Annotated in this window: 21 protein-coding genes; 5 read left to right on the forward strand and 16 right to left on the reverse strand. The window is 29.4% G+C overall.

Annotated elements, in window-relative coordinates; all coding sequences use genetic code 11:
- The first annotated feature begins 321 nt into the window (after positions 1-321).
- Complete coding sequence (locus BLV71_RS16410; RefSeq protein ID WP_093871596.1) at positions 322-1,197, forward strand: neutral zinc metallopeptidase; 876 nt, start codon at positions 322-324, stop codon at positions 1,195-1,197.
- Positions 1,198-1,308: 111 nt separating this feature from the next.
- On the opposite strand, the gene BLV71_RS16415 is transcribed toward BLV71_RS16410, so the two are convergent.
- Positions 1,309-2,460 carry a response regulator gene (locus BLV71_RS16415; protein ID WP_093871597.1) on the reverse strand — a complete coding sequence of 384 codons (1,152 nt, stop codon included), beginning with the start codon at positions 2,458-2,460 and terminating at the stop codon, positions 1,309-1,311.
- A gap of 213 nt (positions 2,461-2,673) precedes the next feature.
- Here BLV71_RS16415 and BLV71_RS16420 point away from each other — a divergent pair, with 213 nt between their 5' ends.
- Together BLV71_RS16420 and BLV71_RS16425 are read left to right on the forward strand one after the other, a co-directional pair.
- Positions 2,674-3,033, forward strand: a complete 360-nt coding sequence (locus BLV71_RS16420; protein ID WP_093871598.1) for a hypothetical protein — start codon at positions 2,674-2,676, stop codon at positions 3,031-3,033.
- Positions 3,034-3,429 (forward strand): YchJ family protein, encoded by a 396-nt coding sequence (locus BLV71_RS16425; protein ID WP_369813926.1) that lies wholly within the window; start codon positions 3,034-3,036, stop codon positions 3,427-3,429. It begins immediately after the preceding gene.
- 738 nt (positions 3,430-4,167) lie between these two features.
- On the opposite strand, the gene BLV71_RS16430 is transcribed toward BLV71_RS16425, so the two are convergent.
- The 9 genes from BLV71_RS16430 to BLV71_RS16470 all read right to left on the reverse strand — a co-directional run bounded on the left by BLV71_RS16430 (position 4,168) and on the right by BLV71_RS16470 (position 15,646).
- Positions 4,168-4,779 carry a porin family protein gene (locus tag BLV71_RS16430; RefSeq protein WP_093871599.1) on the reverse strand — a complete coding sequence of 204 codons (612 nt, stop codon included), beginning with the start codon at positions 4,777-4,779 and terminating at the stop codon, positions 4,168-4,170.
- 46 nt (positions 4,780-4,825) lie between these two features.
- The gene (locus tag BLV71_RS16435) at positions 4,826-5,776 is read right to left on the reverse strand and encodes a transketolase family protein (protein WP_093871600.1); all 951 of its coding nucleotides are present in this window, start codon (positions 5,774-5,776) and stop codon (positions 4,826-4,828) included.
- 52 nt (positions 5,777-5,828) lie between these two features.
- Positions 5,829-6,410 (reverse strand): Maf family nucleotide pyrophosphatase, encoded by a 582-nt coding sequence (locus tag BLV71_RS16440; protein WP_093872069.1) that lies wholly within the window; start codon positions 6,408-6,410, stop codon positions 5,829-5,831.
- Entirely contained in the window at positions 6,397-7,296 is a 900-nt protein-coding gene (locus BLV71_RS16445; RefSeq protein ID WP_093871601.1) for a UbiA family prenyltransferase, read from the reverse strand. The genes BLV71_RS16440 and BLV71_RS16445 overlap by 14 nt, the downstream gene beginning before the upstream one ends.
- Complete coding sequence (gene smpB, locus BLV71_RS16450; RefSeq protein ID WP_176974423.1) at positions 7,296-7,754, reverse strand: SsrA-binding protein SmpB; 459 nt, start codon at positions 7,752-7,754, stop codon at positions 7,296-7,298. The genes BLV71_RS16445 and smpB overlap by 1 nt, the downstream gene beginning before the upstream one ends.
- A 198-nt stretch (positions 7,755-7,952) precedes the next feature.
- Positions 7,953-9,203, reverse strand: a complete 1,251-nt coding sequence (locus BLV71_RS16455; protein ID WP_093872071.1) for an aminotransferase class I/II-fold pyridoxal phosphate-dependent enzyme — start codon at positions 9,201-9,203, stop codon at positions 7,953-7,955.
- 75 nt (positions 9,204-9,278) lie between these two features.
- The gene (locus BLV71_RS16460; RefSeq protein ID WP_093871602.1) at positions 9,279-12,731 is read right to left on the reverse strand and encodes a pyruvate carboxylase; all 3,453 of its coding nucleotides are present in this window, start codon (positions 12,729-12,731) and stop codon (positions 9,279-9,281) included.
- A gap of 282 nt (positions 12,732-13,013) precedes the next feature.
- Positions 13,014-15,173 carry a xanthine dehydrogenase family protein molybdopterin-binding subunit gene (locus BLV71_RS16465; protein WP_093871603.1) on the reverse strand — a complete coding sequence of 720 codons (2,160 nt, stop codon included), beginning with the start codon at positions 15,171-15,173 and terminating at the stop codon, positions 13,014-13,016.
- An 11-nt stretch (positions 15,174-15,184) separates the two neighbouring features.
- Positions 15,185-15,646, reverse strand: a complete 462-nt coding sequence (locus BLV71_RS16470; protein ID WP_093871604.1) for a (2Fe-2S)-binding protein — start codon at positions 15,644-15,646, stop codon at positions 15,185-15,187.
- A 167-nt stretch (positions 15,647-15,813) separates the two neighbouring features.
- Between BLV71_RS16470 and BLV71_RS16475 the strand changes: the two genes are divergently transcribed.
- A complete protein-coding gene (locus BLV71_RS16475) occupies positions 15,814-17,052 on the forward strand; it encodes a mechanosensitive ion channel family protein (RefSeq protein WP_093871605.1) in 1,239 nt (412 codons plus the stop codon).
- A 1-nt stretch (position 17,053) separates the two neighbouring features.
- Here BLV71_RS16475 and BLV71_RS16480 read toward each other — a convergent pair whose 3' ends face one another.
- From BLV71_RS16480 to BLV71_RS16505, 6 genes are all read right to left on the reverse strand, one after another.
- The gene (locus tag BLV71_RS16480) at positions 17,054-17,530 is read right to left on the reverse strand and encodes a hypothetical protein (RefSeq protein ID WP_093871606.1); all 477 of its coding nucleotides are present in this window, start codon (positions 17,528-17,530) and stop codon (positions 17,054-17,056) included.
- Positions 17,531-17,614: 84 nt separating this feature from the next.
- Positions 17,615-18,802 (reverse strand): enoyl-ACP reductase FabV, encoded by a 1,188-nt coding sequence (gene fabV / locus BLV71_RS16485; RefSeq protein WP_093871607.1) that lies wholly within the window; start codon positions 18,800-18,802, stop codon positions 17,615-17,617.
- A gap of 19 nt (positions 18,803-18,821) precedes the next feature.
- On the reverse strand, positions 18,822-19,190 hold the full coding sequence (locus BLV71_RS16490; RefSeq protein ID WP_093871608.1) for a hypothetical protein: 369 nt from the start codon (positions 19,188-19,190) through the stop codon (positions 18,822-18,824).
- Positions 19,183-20,130: a phosphoribosylaminoimidazolesuccinocarboxamide synthase gene (locus BLV71_RS16495; protein ID WP_093871609.1), complete on the reverse strand. Its 948-nt coding sequence runs from the start codon at positions 20,128-20,130 to the stop codon at positions 19,183-19,185. Before BLV71_RS16495 ends, BLV71_RS16490 begins: the two co-directional genes overlap by 8 nt.
- Positions 20,131-20,170: 40 nt before the next feature.
- Positions 20,171-20,770 (reverse strand): hypothetical protein, encoded by a 600-nt coding sequence (locus tag BLV71_RS16500; RefSeq protein ID WP_093871610.1) that lies wholly within the window; start codon positions 20,768-20,770, stop codon positions 20,171-20,173.
- Position 20,771: 1 nt separating this feature from the next.
- Entirely contained in the window at positions 20,772-21,722 is a 951-nt protein-coding gene (locus BLV71_RS16505) for a PhoH family protein (protein ID WP_093871611.1), read from the reverse strand.
- 120 nt (positions 21,723-21,842) lie between these two features.
- Between BLV71_RS16505 and BLV71_RS16510 the strand changes: the two genes are divergently transcribed.
- Positions 21,843-22,709 carry an SAM hydrolase/SAM-dependent halogenase family protein gene (locus BLV71_RS16510; protein ID WP_093871612.1) on the forward strand — a complete coding sequence of 289 codons (867 nt, stop codon included), beginning with the start codon at positions 21,843-21,845 and terminating at the stop codon, positions 22,707-22,709.

Raw genomic sequence — 22,709 nt, forward strand, 5'->3', positions numbered from 1 at the left:
TGTTAACACAATATTAATTGTTAAAAGACTCTTTCTTTTCAAGAAAAAACTTATTAACAATCATCAAAACAAAATATAAACAATTAATAATCAGCAACTTAAAACCATAGATATTTATACAAACACAAGTAATAAATCTTCAAAAAGCTTAAGGAGTTTTATGTTTTTTACCTGTTTAAAAAAACAACAAAAACCTAATTTTTGTTAAAATTTTACATTTTAAATGTTTTTTTTATTAATTTTTTGGGATAAGTTATTTTAAACTATATATTTGGCGACGAATTAATCAATCGCACAAACCTTTCTAAACCTTCTAAAAAAATGAAACAAGTTTTAAGATTAATGACGTTGGCTATTTTAGTCTCGTTACAAAGTTGTGACAACAATGAAATAGACAAAAACACAGCAAAAGACCCAAATTCTCCAGAAATTGGACTTTTACCTAGTCATTTAAACAACGCTGGTACAGCACATGATTGTGCTACAGTATCACAATTTGGACCAAATTCTTACTGGTCAAATACTATTGTAAATAGTACAGAAACAAACTTTTTAAAACAACAAAATAATAGTGCATCTAGCCTTTTTGGTTTAAATAATGTGCCACTTTATTTTGCCGCAGGAAGCGGTACTTTCAATGCACTTTCTTACGGACCTCCAGCAAATTATATTATATGGGGTGAAGAAATGTTAAGTGGAGCTTTAAACTACGGAAGAATTGCAGTAGGATATATTGCAGCTCATGAAGTAGCTCATCAAGTACAATTTAGACAAGGATATCCTTCAGTAACTGGAGCTTCTAATACTGAATTAGAGGCTGATGGATTTGCTGGATATTACTTAAGAAAAAGATATACTACTAACTGGACTGAAGTTGACCCAGCATATAGATTTGCTCAATCAATTGCAGGAGCTAGTGGTTCTTCTCATGGTAGTGCGCCACAAAGACGTTCTGCTTTAAGGTTAGGATGGTTATTAGGTCAATATAACTTATCAAATAGTAACCTTGATTATTATTTCTTTTATTACTATAACAGTTATGTTCTTCCTGGTAATGGAAAATCTACTAACATGGTAAAACCAAAAGATATAGATAGTAATGTACATAAATACATGTTATCAAAAATGGATGAGTTAAAAGATATCAATTCAGGTAAAATATCTGAAGATGAATTCGCTAACTTAAGCAACAACTAATAATACACATTAAATAGCGATTGATTATTTATAAAAGAGAGGCTCTAATCAAGCCTCTCTTATTTTTTTTAATATATATCTAATGTTTATTTCTTATTATCTATTAATTATTTAAACAGTTTTACCTCTATATCCAAAAAATATTTGACCTAATTGAAAAACAATTTTTATCGAATCTTTCATTGACAATTTAGAACCATCAACATGAACCCATCTTTTTAAAGGCATTTCTGATATCATTTGTTTTGCTTTTGCTAATGTAAATTTTTTCCTCATTCTCATAAATATTTCTACATCAAACAACCATTTAGTCATAAATTTTTTACCAAAGAGTAACTGAACAACATCCTTATCAAAAATTTTAGCACCGCATTGAGTATCTTTAAAGTCCATTGACAATATTTTTCTTATTATAAAATTGATAGTCATACTTATAATTGCCCTAGCTGAATCTTTAGCTATATTAGCTCCCATTCTCTGAATTCTTGACCCACTAACAATTTTAAAGTCAGACCCTTCAATACTAGCTACCAGATCTTCAAAATCATTAAAATCTGTTGATAAATCAGCATCTAAGAATCCAATATAATCTAACGATTTATTTTCAGACAGATACAACATTCCTTGTCTTACTGCTTCTGCTTTACCTCCATTTTGTTCACAATTATATACAGTTATATAGTCTTCTCTTCCTACTTTTAACCTTTCTAATGCCTCTAATGTTTTATCAGTGCTACCATCGTTTACAAAACATAAATAATACCCCGTATACTCATCTATAAAACTTAAAAATTCTTCTTTTAAAAGTCTTTCTTCTTCATTGTAACACGGAATTACAACTCCTACTCCTCTTTTTTGAATAATAACTCTATTGCTATATGTAACTTCTTTTTTATTTATTTGTGGAGCTCCAATTAAATGCTTAGTTCTTGCACAAATTTCATTTAAACTTAATGGTTTTTTCATATAATCATTAATTCCTAACTCAAACCCTTTGATTATATTATTATCATCTACACTACCTGATAAAACCATTATTGGTGTTGCTGATCTTGCTTCTTCTCTTATGTACTCAACAATATCTAACCCTGAAATCTCAGGCATATTAATATCTATAATTACTAAATCAGGATTAAAAGAATCAAATAGTTTTTTACCTTCTATTCCATTAGTTTCAACCTTTACATTATACCCCATTGCTGTTAACCTCTTTTCTATAGGGAGCAACACTAATTCTTGATCATCTATTACTAGTACTTTCATTTTATAAGTTTTTGGAGTTTTGATATAACAAAAATAGATTACAAGTCTATATTAAAGCTTCGTATATCGTTGGTTCTCTAAACACTTACGTTTAATCGTTGTTTTTTATAGATAAATGGTCAATCGTATGTTTTCAAAAAAACTAAAAATACTTCTATTAGTTATTTTTCAACCATAACTAAAAAAGTAACTTTACTTCTTTAAAAATTATACATGACAATTAAAGATCTAGTCGGAAATTATACTATAATTGGGAGTAATCAAGACACAGAAGAAAGTACCTATAAAGGCATTCTCAGCTTAAGTTTAGATGATAATAATAGAATTATTGCTAAGTGGATTATTAATAATGATCAAGAGCAATATGGATCAGGTTTTTTTAAAGATTCTATTTTGGTTATTAACTTTAATTATCTTGGAGAGAATCAAATTATTTATAAAGGAGTTGTGGTTTACAGATGTATAAATAAAGACATACTAGATGGTTTTTGGTCTGAAAAGCACGGAAACCCATTATATTTAGGTGAAGAACGATGTTTTAGAATAAAAGATGAAAATGAACTTTTAAATTAAATGAATACGATGCAATGTCCATGTAATCCATCTATAAAATATAAAAATTGCTGTCAAAAAGCACATCAAAATATTAACTTAGCTATATCTGCTGAAAATTTAATGCGCTCAAGATACAGTGCTTTTGTACTAGGTAATATTGATTATCTACAAAAGAGTCATCATAGCAGTACAAGACCAAATAAAAAAGAGAAAAAAGAAATTTTAAAATGGTCTAAATCGGTTCAATGGATTAAACTTGAAGTTTTAAAAACATTTAGAGGTACTTCTATCGATAGTGTTGGAAATGTAGAATTCAAAGCTTTTTTTATGGAAAATGGGAAAATAGAAGTTATCCATGAAAACTCTCTTTTCCATAAAGAAAATAATCATTGGGTTTATGTAGAGGCTATATAAAACACTCATTTACAAAAATTTTAACATAATTTAACATTTTAATTTGTAACAAGATCAAGTTTTATTCTTCTTAATTATATATACGTATTACAATATAGTGTTGAGAGGAGAGGTTTTCTTATTGAAGTTGGCCTTTCCTCTTTCCCTTTTTAATATTTTCATATTAACTAAAAAACTACAACTATCTAGTTAACCACATTTAACTTTACATGGATAAAAACAATCATAAACACTATTAAATCAACTACTTATACTAATTTTAACATTTAAGTTGTAACAATTTTAAGTTTCAATCTTCTAACTTATATATACGTGTTACAATATAGCGTTGAGAGGAGAGGTTTTCTTATTAAAGTTGGCCTTTCCTCTTTCCCTTTTTAATATAGTCATATTAACTAAAAAACTACAACTGTCTATTCAATCACTTTTAAATTTACAAGCAGAAAAAAAACATAAACACTATTAAATCAACTACTTATATTAATTTTAACATTTAAGTTGTAACAATTTTAAGTTTCAATCTTCTAATATATATACGTATTACAATATAGCGTTGAGAGGAGAGGTTTTCTTATTAAAGTTGGCCTTTCCTCTTCCCCTTTTTAATATGTAATGTTTATTGAAAAAGTAACAGCCAATTATTTTATAATTATAAATTAAAAAAGCTGAATAATTTTAAATTATTCAGCTTTTTATAAAAATTCTATATTTCAGTTAAAGAGAGTTTTTTTGTGCTCTTTAAAACCTATATGATAATCCAACTATAATTTGGTTTACTCTTGTATCAAAATTAACATTTGGAGCTCCATTACTATTAATTAATTGTGATTCAGTATCTGAAAAAGCTCTTTCCCATCTTACATCTAATCCTATCTTACCTAATTCAACACCAGCACCTAATTGAAGTCCAACTGTAAAACCACTTACATCAGTTTTTACATCGTTTAAACTTTTTAAACTAAAATCCCCATCAATAATGTATTGAAAAGATGGACCTACAAAAACATGGGCTACCTTTAAAAATTTTTTACCTAATAATACAGGTATATCAATTTTTTGAAAATTATAACTAGCTATTTCATCTGAATTTTTAGCTGATATTTCACTTTTTAAAGATGTATATACCAACTCAGGCTGAACATACAAACCAATTACAGGAATTTTTATACGTGATAAAACCCCAATATGAAATCCAGTTTTACTCTTAGCACCGTCTAAAACATCTGTTTTTACCTCTTGAAAAGAATCAGAATTGTAATTAATCCCCCCTTTAATACCAAACTGTATTTGTGATTGAGAAACTTGAACAACTCCTAATAAAAACAAAACTAATATTGCTATTTTTTTCATAATCTAAATAATTTAAATTTATTTGTTTAACGAATTTTAATTTATATTATTTTCTTTTAATTACTTTTTCTACGGCAGCAATGATAGCCACATCATTTAATCCGTACTTCGCCATTAACTGATCTGGTGTTGCAGATTCACCAAAACTATCATTAACAGCTACAAATTCTTGAGGTGAAGGATTATTTGTAGCTAAACAACGTGCTACACTCTCTCCCAAGCCTCCATATTTATTATGTTCTTCTGCAGTTACTACACAACCAGTTTTAGCTACAGATTCTAAAATAGCTTCTTCATCTAAAGGCTTTATAGTATGTATGTTTATAACTTCAGCAGATATTCCTTTTTCTTCTAGTTGTTCTGCAGCTTGTAATGCTTCCCATACTAAATGACCTGTAGCTACTATTGTAACATCAGTACCTTCAGTAAGCTTAATTGCTTTCCCAATAACAAATGGTTCATCTGTCATAAATACAGGTACTTTTGGTCGTCCAAAACGTAAATATACAGGGCCTTCATGCTCAGCTATAGCAAGAGTAGCTGCTTTAGTTTGACTATAATCACAAGTATTAATTACTGTCATACCTGGTAACATTTTCATTAATCCAATATCTTCTAATATTTGGTGTGTAGCTCCGTCTTCTCCTAAAGTAAGACCTGCATGCGATGCACATACTTTTACATTTTTATCAGAATACGCTATAGATTGACGAATTTGATCGTATACACGACCTGTTGAAAAGTTAGCAAAGGTTCCTGTAAATGGAATTTTTCCTCCAATAGTAAGCCCAGCTGCGATTCCCATCATATTTGCTTCAGCAATTCCAACTTGATAAAAACGTTCTGGATGATTTTTTTCAAAATCATTCATCTTTAACGAACCGGTTAAATCGGCACATAGAGCTACGACATTAGGATTTGTTTTTCCTAATTCAGTTAACCCATCGCCAAATCCTGAACGGGTATCTTTTTTTTCAGTGTAAGTATATTTCTTCATTAGTATGTGTTGTAAATACGGTTCAAAAATAATCTTTTAAAAAATAATTAAGTTATAATTTCATTAATTCTTTATAAAGTTTATGAACAGGGAACCCCATAACAGTAAAATAACTACCTTCAATTTTAGTTATTCCTATTTTTCCTATCCATTCTTGAATCCCATAAGCTCCTGCTTTATCATACGGTTTGTATGTAGTAATGTAATAATCAATCTCTTCTTTTGTTAATTTTTTAAAATATACTTTTACTGAATCGTTAATTACTTTCTTAAAATTTTTATTTAAAATACAAACAGATGTAATTACCTCGTGCACGTTATTTGATAACCTGCTAAGCATATCAAAAGCATCTTCATAATTTTTAGGTTTCCCTAGTGCAATATCATCTATCCATACAATAGTATCAGAAGTAATAATTAATTCATCTTTTTCTATACTTTTCTCAAAAGCTTTAGACTTCAATTCAGCTAAAAAATCAGTAATTTCATACGATTTTAAATTATTTGGATACACTTCATCTACCTCTTTAAGTTTAATTGTAAAATCGACATCCAAATCTTTCAAAAGCTCGTGCCTTCTAGGTGAACCTGAAGCTAAAATAACTTTATAGTTTTTTAATTTATTTGATAACATATTTAAAATAGTAAGCAATAATAGGAATACTCATAACAGCTAAAGTGTAAACTATATTAGATTTTTTTAGCAAAGCCTTATAGTCATTATCACTTCTTGCACTTAATAAATAATAAATGAAGTATAATTCAGGAAAGGTACCTAATAATAAAATTGTTGAGAGTATAAATTTATTTTGAATAAATGAAATTGCAAATCCCAATACAACTATACTTGTTAAAATTGAAATAATTAAAATCATTGTTTTTGTTCTTCTTCTCCCTAAAACTATTGGAATTGTTTGGTGATTATAAGTATAATCATGATTAATATTTATAATATCTTTTATACTTTCCCTAACAATATTCCCCATAAATGATAGCGAAATATAGAATATCGTTATAAGTTGAAATTTAAATAATAACTCCCATTGTTCTGTTGTTAAATTCACGGGTAAATCACACCACCATACTAAAAGTACACTATATGCCTTAATAAATGAATTTATAATGTTGGTGAAAATTGTTTTTTTTAAAACATACAAAGAATATAAAGCTATTACACACATATTAAAAACACCAATAAAACCATAATAAGGTTTATTGATATTAAAAGACAATATAAAACCTATAAAAACACTAGTAAGAGCTATAATAACCCCTATTTTTTTTGCCTTCTGAATTGGATACTTTGGAAATTTAACTTCCTTCTTTCTTGCGTAATAGTTTATTAAAAAACCGGCAGCTAATACTCCAACTGTAGATAATTGTAGTAAAAATAAATCAAAAAAAGAAAGTTTGGTTTTAAAACCATAACCATGTAAAAAAAACATTTTAAATAAAAACTGAATAAATGCTATGTACAATAGATTTTTCCATTTTATAATATTTAAAAAAATTTTAGTCATTAATTAAAATTCTTTTTTATTCTAGCTAAATCTCTTTTGCTATCACGATCTTTCATCGTTTCCCTTTTATCATGTGTCTTCTTACCTTTTGCTAAAGCTACGTCTAATTTAGCCCAGCCATTTTCATTAATAAAAAGTCTTAAAGGAACAATTGTATTCCCTTTAGCTTCAACTTCTCTAGCTAATTTTTTCAACTCTCTTTTATTCAATAACAAACGCCTTTCACTTTTAGGATTGTGATTAAATTGATTACCGAAAGCATACTCTTCAATATACATATTAATAACAAAAAGTTCTCCTTTATCATTAAATTCACAAAAACTTTCTGTAATTCTTGCTTTGCTATGACGTATCGACTTTATTTCCGTTCCAGTAAGCTGAATTCCTGCAGTATATTTATCTATAATCTCGTATTCAAAACGAGCTTTTTTATTCTGTATGTTTATATTTTTTTGCATAATCAAAAACAAATATACTTATAAATTTAAGGTTTAAAGTAAAAATAATAAACTATGGTTAATAGGCACATTTTAAGTATTCTTTTTCGTTTTTTTTTAATTAAAAATAAATAATTATAATAAATCTTATTTTAAAAGCACAAAAAAATGCTCTGAAATAAATTCAGAGCATTTTAGATATTCACATATGTTTTATGCTTATTCAGCCATTATAGCTTCAGCTACTTTTTTATAAGTACCATTTTCAAGTTTCTCTCTAATTGCAGAAAAAGCTATTATAGTTTCTTCTACATCTTCTACTGTATGACGAGCTGTTGGTATTAATCGTAATATAATCAATCCTTTTGGTATTACTGGATACACTACTATTGAACAAAATACTCCATGATTTTCACGTAAATCTTGAACCATAGCCATAGCTTCTGGTATTTCTCCTTTTAAATACACAGGAGTAATACATGTTTGAGTAGTACCTAAATCGAAACCAGCGTTACGTAAGCCAGATTGTAATGCATTCGTTATTTTCCATAAGTTCTCTTTCAACTCTGGCATTGTACGAATCATATCTAAACGTTTTAATGCTCCTTTTACCATTGGCATTGGTAATGATTTTGCAAACATTTGAGATCGCATATTGTATTGAAGATATTGAATTACATCTTTATCTCCTGCAAAAAATGCACCTATACCCGCCATAGATTTTGCAAATGTTGCAAAATAAACATCAATACCATCTTGTACACCTTGTTCAAAACCAGTACCTCGACCTCCTTCTCCTAAGGTTCCAAAACCATGAGCATCATCTACTAATAAACGGAAATTATATTTTTCTTTTAAGGCAACTATCTCTGCTAAACGACCTTGTTCTCCTCTCATTCCAAATACACCTTCAGAAACTAACAAAATTCCTCCTCCAGTCTTTTCTGCCATTTTAGTTGCTCTCATCAAATTCTTTTCGCAACTCTCAATATCATTATGTCTATATACAAAACGTTTTCCTGCATGTAAACGAACTCCGTCAATAATACAAGCATGAGTATCCATATCATACACAATAATATCATCTTTTGATACTAAAGCATCAATAGCTGAAACCATACCTTGATATCCAAAATTCACTAAATAAGAAGATTCTTTCCCTACAAATTCAGCACACTCTTGCTCTAATTGCTCATGATATTTTGTATGCCCAGACATCATACGCGCTCCCATAGGGTATGCCATTCCGTCTTTAGCTGCAGAATCACCATCTACTTTCAATACATCAGGATGATTTGCTAAACCTAAATAATCGTTAATACTCCAAGTAATTACTTTTTTTCCATTGAAAGACATTCGGTTTGATATTGGCCCTTCTAATTTAGGAAACACATAATATCCTTCTGCAATATCAGCCCATTTTCCTAAAGGTCCTTTATCCCCTTTTATTCTTTCAAATAAATCTTTAATCATTTTTACCTTTTGTTTTATATGTTGCGAAAGTAAACTTTTTTAAGACCATATCAAAAAAACTTAACTTATCTCTTACTTCAGTTTCACTACTAAATCACTAGCATCAACCAAGGATCCTGCTTCTAATAGAACTTTATCAATAATACCTGAAGAAATAGCTGTTACTGTTGTTTCCATTTTCATGGCTTCAATAATAAATAACGGCTGATTTTCTTTTACTTCTTCTCCGTTTTTAACTAATACTGTTGACAATAAACCTTGCAAAGGAGCTCCTATTTGTTTTTCATCTTCTGCATCTGCTTTCACATTTTCTATTTTATCAACTTTTACGGAATTATCTTTAATAGATACATTTCTCATTTGTCCGTTAATCTTAAAGAAAACATTTATAAAGCCATTCTCATCTGGCTCGCTCTTTTGCATTAATGAAATTAACACTTTCTTTCCTGATTCAATATCAACCATAATTTCTTCCCCTACTTCCATTCCAAATAAAAAGTTTTTAGTTGGAATATTCATTACGTTACCAAATTTTAAATGGTTGTTATAGGCATCAGTAAACACTTTTGGATACAATTTAAATGATAAGAAATCAGTAATTTCTAACTCTCTTCCCATTCCTTTTCCAAATTGTCTTTTGAAATCTTTAAATTCTTTTTCAAAATCAATTGGCTCTAAATGTGCGTTTGGCCTATCTGTATACGGTTCTTCATTTTTTAAAATGATTTTTTGAAGTTTATCAGGAAAACCACCAACTGGCTGTCCTAAATCTCCTTTAAAAAAACTAATTACAGATTGTGGGAATGAAATAGTATCTCCTCTTTCCATTACATCTTTAACTGTTAAATCATTACTTATCATATATTGAGCCATATCACCTACCACTTTTGAACTAGGTGTTACTTTTACAATATCTCCAAACATTGTATTTACCTCTCCATACATTTTCGTTACCTCTGTAAACTTATCTTCCAACCCTAAAGCAATAGCTTGCCCTTTTAAATTTGAATATTGCCCTCCTGGAATTTCATGTTCATAAACTTCACCAGTTCCTGATTTTAATCCTGATTCGAAAGGATAGTAATATCCTCTTACTGCTTCCCAATAGTTCGAGTACTCTGATAATTTCTCGGTGTTTAAAAGATTTTCTCTTTCATTAAATCGTAACATTTCAACCATTGAGTTAAAATTTGGTTGTGATGTTAATCCAGACAATCCTCCTAATGCTACATCAACAACATCTACACCAGCTTCTATAGCCTTTAAATACGTTGCAGATTGAACCGAAGATGTATCGTGAGTATGTAAATGGATAGGAATATTAATTTCTGATTTTAATGCACTTATTAATTCATATGCTGCTTGTGGCTTTAATAACCCAGCCATATCTTTTACTCCTAAAATATGTGCTCCTGCGTTTTCTATATCTTTTGCTAATTGCAAGTAATATTTTAAATCATACTTAGTTTTATTTGGATTCAAAATATCCCCAGTATAACAAATAGAAGCTTCTGCTAATCCATTGGTTCTATTTCTTACATGTTTAATACATGGTTCTATAGATTTCATCCAGTTTAATGAATCAAAAATTCTAAAAACATCTACTCCAGTTTCCCATGATTTTTCTACAAATTTTTCAACTAAATTATCTGGATACGCTGTATATCCAACTCCATTAGACCCTCTAATTAACATTTGTAATAAAACATTAGGCATTGCTTTTCTTAATAATGCTAATCGTTCCCATGGATTTTCCTGTAAAAATCGTAAACAAACATCAAAAGTTGCACCTCCCCATACTTCCATACTAAATATCTCTGGATGATTCTTTGCATATCCTTCAGCTACTTTTAGCATATCTGTAGTTCTCATTCGTGTTGCCAACAAACTTTGATGTGCATCACGCATAGTTGTATCTGTAAAATGAATTTTCTTTTCATTCTTTAACCACTGTGCAAACTTTTCAGGTCCCAGCTCAGTTAATAAATCTTTGGTTCCTTTCGCATAATTTTCTGTTTTTGAAAACTTAGGAACCTTAGGTACAGTAAACTGATGACTTTTATTTATTTTTTTAACATCTGGGTTTCCATTTACAATTACCTCTCCTAAAAAATTAATGAGCTTATTAGCTCTGTTTTTAGGTTCTTTAAATTCAAATAGTTTAGGTTCATTTTTTATAAAATTAACTGTAACCTCTCCTTTTCTAAATGTTTCGTGATGTAATATATTTTCAAGAAAAGCTATATTTGTTTTTACACCTCTTACTCTAAACTCGACTAAAGCTCTTAACATCTTCCTACAAGCACCATCTAATGTTCTACTTCTTGCAGAAACTTTCACTAACATAGAATCAAAGAATGGCGATATTTTCACCCCTTGATATATACTTCCAGCATCTAATCTAATTCCAAATCCAGATGCACTTCTATACGTTGAAACTGTTCCATAATCTGGTTTGAAATCATTTGCAGGGTCTTCCGTTGTAACTCTACATTGTAATGCATATCCTGTAATTACAATTGACTCTTGACTTGGGATTTTTATTTGTTTATCTGCTAATTTATAACCTCCAGCTATAAACAGTTGCGTTTTCACTAAATCAATATTCGTTACCATTTCAGTAACAGTATGCTCTACCTGAATACGTGGATTTACTTCTATAAAATATACACTACCATCGTCATCTACCAAAAATTCAACAGTACCTATATTGTTATAGTTTACTGCTTTACAAATATCAATAGCATAAGTATATAAATCATTTTTAATTTTATCTGTTAAACCAAATGAAGGGGCAAATTCTATAACTTTTTGGTACCGTCTTTGAACAGAGCAATCTCTTTCATATAAATGCACAATGTTTCCATAAGTATCTGCAACTATTTGGATTTCTATATGCTTTGGGTTTTCAACATATTTTTCCAAGAAAACAGTATCATCTCCAAAAGCATTTAATGATTCTCTTCTTGCCTCTGGAAAAGATTTTTTCAACTCTTCATCACTTCTAATAACACGCATACCTCTACCTCCACCTCCAGAAGCTGCTTTTAACATAATTGGATATCCAATTTTTTTTGCTTCAGATAAAGCTATATCAATTGAGTTTAAATCTTCTTGACTGCTTTGAATAATTGGCACATTATTAGCAACTGCAACTTCTTTTGCTGTGATTTTATCTCCTAAAGCTTTTAATACCGACACTTTTGGTCCAATGAAAATAATTCCATTCTCTTCACATTTCTGGGCAAATTCAGCATTTTCAGATAAAAAACCATATCCAGGATGAATAGCATCTACATTATTTTCTACAGCTACTTTAATAATAGCCTCAATATCTAAATAAGGCTTTAAGGGCTCATTATCTTCACCTATTTGATAACATTCATCTGCCTTATAACGGTGTAAAGAATACCTATCTTCATAAGTATAAATACCAACAGTTTTTATTCCTACCTCAACGCAGGCTCTAAATACTCTAATAGCTATTTCTCCCCTGTTAGCTACTAGTACTTTTTGAATTTTCATTGTGCTTTGTGTTTGTTAATGTGTTTGTTAGCGTGTTTTATAAATTGCTCTCCAAATTTAGTTTTTAATTTACATTTTTATAAGTAAAATCGATATTTTACTTATAAAAAAACATTAATTTAACACATTATCAAAATAAGTGTAATAAAAAACTACTTTATCATTTTTTTATTAAATAATTATCAATTTAACAATTAAAATCAGATACTATTTTAACAATCTTCCCAAATTCTTTTTTACACAAAAAAAAGGAAGCTTGATTAAGCTTCCTTTTTAAATATTCTATCCTAGAACTTTTCTTTTTTCTCCAACTTCATCTATAAATGGTTGTTTATATAATCTGGTATTTAATGCTCTATAAATCGCATTAGAAACCGCACCTCCAGCCGGAGGTAACCCAGGCTCTCCCAATCCAGTTGGAGACAACTCATTTTGAACAAAATGCACTTCTACTTTTGGCGTTTCATTCATTCTTATTAAACGATAAGTATCGAAGTTTTTATTTGATGGTTTTCCATTTTCAAAAGTCAAATTTCCATACATAGCATGTCCAATTCCATCTATAACTCCTCCTTGAATTTGGTTAATTGCTCCTGTTGGGTTTACAATTATACCACAATCTACAGCTGCAACAACTTTAGTAACAACAGGCACACCATTTTTCAGCTCTACTTCTGCCAATTCTGCTACATGGGTATTATGGCTATAATAAGCCGAAAAACCTTGAAAAACACCTTCTTTAGACTTTCCCCAACCACCTTTTTCAGCAGCTAATTTAATCGTGTTCTCCATCCTTTCTCCAGAATACTCTATTTTTTCATCTGCATTATCTTTTACATTCTGCAATAGTTCAATTCTTAACTGAACTGGATCTTTCCCCATTTCTTGTGCTAATTCATCGAAAAAACTTTGTTCTGCAAATGCTAAAAAGTTAGTGTAAGGAGCCCTCCATGCACCTGTAGTAATATTACTTTTATAATTACCACTAGACACTTTATAATTTGAAATACACCCTGCAGGAAAAAAATGTGGAATTAATCCATACATATTACTGTTTATCGCTGCTTCTTTTAAATGATATCCAGTAATTTCTCCATCCTTTAAAGAAGCTGAAATTCTATATTTTATTGCTGGTCGATAAATACCATCTGTCATATCATCTTCTCTAGAAAAAATAACCTTTACAGGTTTTTTAGCCAAACTAGAAACTTCAGCAGCCTCTAAAGCAAAATCTCCATATAAGCGACGTCCAAATCCACCCCCCATTCTTGTCATTTCTAATTCAATTTCCTCTTCTTTTCTTTTTAGTAAATTAGCAACTCTTCCTGCCGTCCATTGTGGAGTTTGAATTGGCCCTACTAAATGTACTTTTTCATCAGTTACATCTGCATAAAAATTCATTGGTTCTAAACAATTATGGGGCAAAAAAGGAGAATGATAAGTTCTTTCTATTACTTTATCAGCCTCTGAAAAAGCTTTTTTAACATTCCCATCTTCTCTACGAACATCTAACTTTTCATTATCAAGAATTCCATTTAAAATCTTATCATGTTCTAAAGTGCTTTCTAACTCTCCAGCATCTTTCCAAACAGCTTTAATTGCTTTTTTTCCTTTCATTGCTGCCCAAGTATTTTTACCCAAAACTGCAACTTTATCACCAAACCTTAAAACTTCAAGTACTCCTGTTACTTTTTTTGCTTCACTGTCATCAAAACTTTCTAATTTTTGACCAAAAGCAGGTGGACGCAAAACTGATGCATATAACATATTTTCAGCTTTATAATCTAATCCGAAAAGTGGTTTCCCTGTTGTGATCTTATCTAAGTCTACATTTACAGCATCAGTACCTATAATTGTATATTCAGAAGGTTTCTTTAATTCTACTTTTTCAGGTACTTCCAATAGAGCTGCTTCTTTAACAACCTCTCCATAACCTATAGTTTCTCCTTTATCATTTGTAATAATTCCTTTAGATGCTTTACAAGTAGAAGAATCAACTCCCCACTTTGTAGCAGCTGCATTTATTAACATCTGTTTTGTAGTAGCTCCTGTTTGTCGTAAAGCATCCCAACCTTTACGTATAGATTGGCTCCCGCCTGCTACTTGGCGTGTATATTCCTTTTTATTATATTTTGCTTGAACTACATGTACTTTATCCCACTCAACATCTAATTCCTCTGCAATAATCATTGGCATTGATGTTTTTACACCCTGGCCTATTTCTGGATTAGGAGAATAGATTGTGACATAACCATTATCTGATATTTTTATAAATGCATTAAAGTCATTAAAATTTAGATTTTCTATATCAATAGAAGGCTTTACATTTGGTTTACACGCTGTAAATAAATTAAAGCCTATCATAATCCCTCCACTTGCTAAAGCAGATGTTCTTAAAAAATTCCTTCTACTAAATGTTAGTTTATTTTCTTTTGAGTTCATCTTGGTAGTATTTATGACATTTTTTCTGCTGCTATAGCAATTGCTTTTTCTATTCTATTGTAAGAAGCACACCTGCAAATATTTCCATGCATTGCTTCGCGAATTTCTTGTGTATTGGGGCTTGGGTTTTCTTTTAAAAAAGAAGCGGCTGTCATTATTTGACCTGCTTGACAATAACCACACTGAGGTACATCAACTTCTTTCCATGCATTTTGCAAAGGATGAGTTCCTTCTTTAGAAAGCCCTTCAATAGTTGTTATCTCTTCTTTATCTATAGCAGAAACTTGTAATTGACAACTTCTCATAGCTTTGCCATCAACATGAATTGTACAAGCGCCACATTGAGCTATTCCACAACCAAATTTGGTTCCTACCATATTTAATTCATCACGCAATATCCAGAGTAAAGGTGTATCAGAATCGGCTGTAACAGTAACCAATTCTTCATTAATTTTTAGAGTATAAGTTGGCATTTTTAAGTAGTTTTTGTTTCGTTGAGTGTAAGTTACAAAAAAATTGCTGTTTTATATTTAAATGCATAATTTTAAGAAAACTTTAATCTACTTATATAAATAATATCTTTTTTTACAAGAAGCTAGTACTATTATAAGTTATAAATTTGCAACTTACTTTTATTATCATGAGTTTAAACAAGCATTTATTTTATAATTATTTACAGGAACTTGGTTTTTCAATTAATACTTCTAAATACTTAAATCTATTTATTTTACTAATTTTATTTTTAATTGCTATTTATGTTATTGATATAATTACCAGAAAAGTATTTCAAAGTATTTCAGTTCGAATTGCTAAAACATCAAAAACAAATTTTGATGATATATTATTAGCTAACAAGCTTCCTACTAATATTGCACATCTTATTCCTGTCTTTTTATTTTTTGAATTGATTCCTATTCTTTTTTATGATTTTGAATACATCAGAAACCTAATTATTAAATCTGTTCAAATAATTAGTATCGTTTTAGTTATTAAAATTGTTAGAAGTATTTTAAACTCTATAAAAGATTACTTAAAAACATTACCAAAATTTAAAGACAAACCAATTGATAGTTACATACAAGTATTTATGATATTTGCTTGGTTTAGTGGTTTCATTTTGTCTTTTGCTATTATAACCAATCAGTCTATTTTAGCCTTTTTTACAGCTCTAGGTGCCGCTTCTGCAATTATAATATTAATTTTCAAAGACACTATTTTGGGGTTTGTTGCCAGCATTCAAGTTTCTGTAAACGATATGGTTCGAATTGGCGATTGGATTACTTTTGAAAAATTTGGAGCAGATGGTGATGTTATAGAAATTTCACTTGCCACAGTAAAGGTTCAAAATTTTGACAAAACAATTACTACAATTCCTACATATGCCTTAATTTCTGACTCTTTCAAAAACTGGAGAGGAATGGTAAACTCTCAAGGAAGAAGGATTAAAAGAGCTTTAAACATTAAAATAAACAGTATTAAACACTTGTCGAATGAAGATATCGATAAATTAAAATCTGTTCAATTGATTGAAGAGTATTTAACTATGCGTCAAAAAAAGATTAACAACTTTAATAAAGAATACAATATTAATAAAGGCCTTCTTTTAAACGGACGTAATTTAACTAATATTGGTGTTTTTAGAAAATACGCTCAAACCTATATTGAAATGCATCCCGCTATCAACAATGATATGATGATTATGGTTAGACAGTTAGCACCTACTTCTCAAGGTTTACCTTTAGAAATATATGCTTTTAGTGCTGATAAAAACTGGAAGAACTACGAATATATTGTATCCGATATTTTTGATCATTTACTGGCTTCAATTAAACATTTTGATTTAGAAATATTTGAATTACCAACAAACACAAACTTTTAGGTTATAAGTCAAGTTCTATTAGTTTCTCATTGTAATCAAATTGTAGATCTTCATGTAACTTATCAATACCTTTACGTATTAACCTTACTTGAGTTATCAGTACATTTTGTATGCGAGGACTCTTCTTTATCGACGGTTTAACATTTTTTAGCTGTAAACAGAAGTACAATAATAACTCAATTTCTGTTTCTTTATTTTTTGAATACCGAATATACCTCTTTGTTGTTGTAAGTATTTTCCGAACACTTTTTCTTATATAAAAATAACTCTTTGTATTAACCTCACTAAACAAAACATCTATTTCCTTTTTCACAGTTTCTCTATACTGTTCTTCATTATGCGCCTCAAACAACAAATAAGTTAACAACTCTTTATTTTCTTTTTTAAACCTAATTAACTTTAAGCATAACTCTAATAATTCTTTAGAATTCTGATGCTCCAACTCATCCTTTAAAACTTTAATTGTAGCTGTTTTCATACATTATTAATCTATGGATGGAATATAAATAAAAACCTCATAGATTCAGAATCTATGAGGTTTTTATTTATCTATATTTTTTATCTATGAAATACTAGGCACTTTTACTACTTCATTTACATCTGCATTATAATCAACTCCTTCAACTTTAAATCCGAATAAATTAAAGAAATCATTACTATACCCTTCTAAATCTCCTATTTCTGATAAGTTTTCAGAAGTTGCTGTTTTCCATAATTCAGCGATTTCAGATTGAACATCTTCTCGCATTTCCCAATCATCAATACGAATTCTACCTTTATCATCTAGAGCTATATCTCCTCCATATAGTCTTTCACTATATAAACGTTGAATTTGCTCAATACAACCTTCATGAATTCCTTTTTCTTTCATTACTTTAAACAACAATGAAATATATAATGGAATTACTGGAATAGCAGAACTAGCCTGTGTTACTAAAGCCTTATTTACAGAAACATAAGCTTTACCTCCTATAGATTTTAAATCATCTGAAATTGTAAAAGCAGTTGCTTCTAAATGATCTTTAGCAGCTCCAATTGTACCTTTTCTATAAACAGCCTCTGTTAAAGATGGCCCTATATATGAATAGGCTACTGTTGTTGCTCCTTCAGATAATAAGTTTTCTGCTTTTAAAGCATCCATCCACATTTTCCAATCTTCTCCTCCCATTACAGTTATTGTATTTTCAATATCATCACCCTCAGCTGGCTTTATAGATATTTCAGATACCTTACCTGTATGGAAATCTACTGTTTTATTTGAAAACTCTCCACCTATCGGTTTTAATACCGATTTAAATCTTTTTCCACTAACTGGATGTGTTCTTACCGGAGATGCTAAACTATAAATAACCAAATCAATTTGACCTAAATCTTCTTTTATCAAATTAATAACTTCTTCTTTTATTTCATTTGAAAAAGCATCTCCATTTATACTTTTTGCATACAAACCGGCAGCATGGGCTTCTTTTTCAAAAGCTGCTGTATTATAAAACCCTGGTGAACCTGGTCTACCTTCAGTTCCTGGCTTATCAAAAAACACTCCAATTGTAGCTGCATCTGATCCAAATGCACTTGTTATTCTTGACGCTAAACCAAAACCAGTTGAAGAACCTATTACTAATACTTTTTTAGCTCCTTCTATTTTACCTTTTGACTTTATATATTCAATTTGATTTTTTACATTCTCCTCACAACCTATTGGATGTGATGTTAAACAAATAAACCCTCTTGTTCTTGGTTCTATAATCATTATTGTTTGTTTTAAAATTTTATATTTCTGATTGGTTATCTTTTATTCTTTGACCAATCATTGTTAAAATTCGTTTGTTTACTTCTGAATCATTTTCTTTATAAAACTCAAATTCTTTTACTGTAAATTGACCAATAATTAAACCTAATAACTGATTTCTTAAAGTTATATTTTTTCTAGTTATTGTATTTACTGTCTTATTGAACTTTTCTCTTTTTATGTTTAAAATATCTATTTTTTGTTTAGCACAAAAAAACATAAATAGTTCTACTATTAATTCATTTTGTAATTTTAAGATTGGACGTACAGTTCTATTTTGAAAATCTTCAATAGGAATTGATGATGACAAATTTAAAACGGGTCTAATACTTATTTTTTTACTATCCATTTAAGAAATCAACTACATTATCATTTATACGCTTTAATACATTATCTGTATTTGCTTTGATAAAAGTTTCTCCAGTAATTTGCTCAAATAACTCTATATATCTATTAGATATTTCAATAATTTTATCATCTGACATTTCAGGAATTTGTTGTCCTTCTTTTCCTTGAAAACCATTTTCAATTAACCATTGACGTACAAATTCTTTAGATAATTGCTTTTGCTTTTCACCTTTTTCTTGACGCTCAGCATACCCTTCTTCATAAAAATAACGAGATGAATCTGGAGTATGAATTTCATCAATCAGTACAATTTTTCCTTCTTTAGTTTTTCCAAATTCATATTTAGTATCAACTAATATCAATCCACGTTTTTTAGCTATTTCAGTACCTCTTTGAAATAATTTACGTGTATAATCTTCTAATACTAAATAATCTTCTTCAGAAACAATTCCTTTAGCTAAAATATCTTCTCTTGAAATATCTTCGTCATGTTCTCCATTATCAGCTTTTGTAGAAGGTGTTATAATTGCTGAAGGAAACTTATCGTTTTCTTTCATCCCTTCAGGCATATCTACACCACAAAGTGTTCTTTTACCAGTGTTATATTCACGAGCTGCATGACCTGACAAATATCCTCGGATTACCATTTCAACCTTAAAAGGTTCACATAAATGACCAACAGCTACATTTTCATCAGGGTTTGCTATCAACCAGTTTGGAACAATATCCGCAGTATCATTCATCATTTTAGTTGCAATCTGATTCAATATTTGCCCTTTAAAAGGAATTTGACGTGGTAAAATAACATCAAATGCTGATAATCTATCTGAAGCTATCATCACTAATAAATCATTATTAATGTTGTATACCTCTCTTACTTTACCTTTATAAACTGCTTTTTGATTAGGAAACTGAAAACTAGTTTCGTTAATTGTATTCATTATAGTTATTGTTGTGTTGTAGTGTGCAAATGTAAGTTTTTTACTTTTCTTTTTTTATTCTTTTTATTTGTTTAATATTATCTAAAATTGGTGTTGCAGTTACAACACTATCTTTTTCTTCCACATAAAAGATATAAGCACTGTTCTGACCTATTTTCTTAACCTTTAATTTACTATTATCTTTAAAAATTAATAAGCAATCACTTTTAAATTTAATATTGGTCAATTTCTTTTTATAATTAATTCCTGCACCTAATCTAAACCCTAAAAGTAAAGCAAACAAAAAGTACAAAACAACAAATACAAAACCACTTTTCTTACTTACCTTAATTCCTTTTTTATTAGCATCTTCTTTATATAATTTACGATACCATTTTTTATCTTTATTTTTTTCATGAATTTTAGGAAATCTAACAATCCAGAAAAAGGTTAATAACATAAAAAAAATAAAAACTCCAAATAACAATTTATTATTAATTAATAAGGAAATAGGAGAAAAAAGAGCATCTAAAATAGATACATATTCTAAATAATTAATATCTAAAAACCCATAAAAAATCGCTTCAGAAACAAGACCTAAAACAACTAAAAATAAGTACCCTAAAGATAAATGTTCTTGAAAACTTAATTTATTTAACATCTTATTCTGTTTCTATACTTTTATAAGCCTTAATAATTTTTTTTATTAAACGATGACGTACAACATCTTTATCATCTAGGTATACTTGCGCTATTCCATTAATATCTTTTAAAGCCAATAATGCTTGCTTTAAACCTGATATCTGCTTACGGGGTAAATCTATTTGTCCAGGATCTCCAGTAATAATAAACTTAGCATGCACTCCCATTCTTGTTAAAAACATTTTCATTTGGGCATGTGTAGTATTTTGTGCTTCATCTAATATAACAAAAGCATTATCTAATGTTCTTCCACGCATAAAGGCCAAAGGTGCAATTTGAATTATTCCTTTTTCTAAATGAGACTCTAATCGTTCATGCGGAATCATATCCCTTAATGCATCATATAACGGTTGCATATAAGGGTCTAGTTTCTCTTTTAAATCACCTGGAAGAAATCCTAAATTCTCACCAGATTCTACCGCTGGTCTTGTTAAAATTATTCTACGAACTTCTTTCTCCTTTAATGCTCTAACAGCTAATGCTACTGCTGTATACGTTTTTCCTGTTCCTGCTGGACCAACAGCAAACAACATGTCATTTTTCGTCATTAACGAAACCATTTTACGTTGATTTTCTGTTTGAGCTTTAATTTGTTTACCACTAACTCCATGTACCAATACATCAGATACTTTTCCTGACTGTGGCTTATCTTCTTTTCCTGTAGAGGTTATTAAACGTTCTATAACATTTTCATCAAGTTTGTTATACTTCATATAGTATTTGATTAGCATACCAACACGCTTTTCAAATTCATCTAAAATTTCGGGTTCTCCATAAATTTTTAATTTATTTCCTCTAGCAACAATTTTTATTTTTGGGAAGTATGTTTTTAATTGACTTATGGTGCTGTTTTGAGCTCCAAAAAAGTCGTTTGGATTAATTTCTGTTAATTCAATAATACGTTCGTTCAAATGATATAAGTTTTAATATTATTCACACTAAAAATAATGATTATTTTTATTGAATTGCTTAGTTTTGCTATAATTTTCAATATAATTTTTCACAATTTAATTAACAAGTAACTAATATTAATGTCTCTTATTACATTAACTACTGATTTTGGAACTAAAGACCACTTTGTAGGGGCTGTAAAAGGAGCTATTTACTCAGAGCTACCAAATGCTATTATAGTAGATATAACTCACGACATATCTCCTTTTAACATTACTGAAACTGCATATATTTTAAAAAATGCTTACAAGAGTTTCCCTGACAACACCATACATATTATTGGTGTAGATTCAGAGCTAAGTATTGATAATAAACATATAGCTATTGAATTAGATAATCAGTTTTTTATTTGTCCTGATAATGGATTAATTTCCATGATTGCATCAGAGGTAAACCCTACTCGAATTGTTGAAATAAACATCCATAATCATACAAATAGCAGCTTTCCTGTTTTAGATATATTTGTTAAAGTAGCTTCACATATTGCTCGTGGTGGTAATTTAAATGTTATAGGTAAAGAAATTTCAAACTATAAAAAGATTACTGAAATTCAACCAAAAGTAAATCAACAACAAACTATTATTAAAGGTGGTGTTATTTATATTGATAATTATGGTAATGCAATTACAAATATTAATAAGAAGTTATTTAGCTCAATTGGTAAGGGACGTAACTTTATTATAAACGCTAGTAGGTATCAATTTAAAAAAGTATTGAATGGTTATAATGAAATTGTTGACTATACATTACCTGAAGAAAAAAGACAATACGATGGAGATAAGCTAGCTCTTTTTAATTCAGCTGACTTTCTTGAAATTGCTATTTACAGAAGCAACTTAAAAACTGTTGGAGGAGCCTCTACCCTTCTTGGCTTAAAGTATCGAGATACTATTACTATTGAATTTGAAGATGTTGTTAAGCCTGAATTTGTAACAATAAACCAATAA

The organism is Tenacibaculum sp. MAR_2010_89, from assembly GCF_900105985.1.
GTDB lineage: Bacteria > Bacteroidota > Bacteroidia > Flavobacteriales > Flavobacteriaceae > Polaribacter > Polaribacter halocynthiae.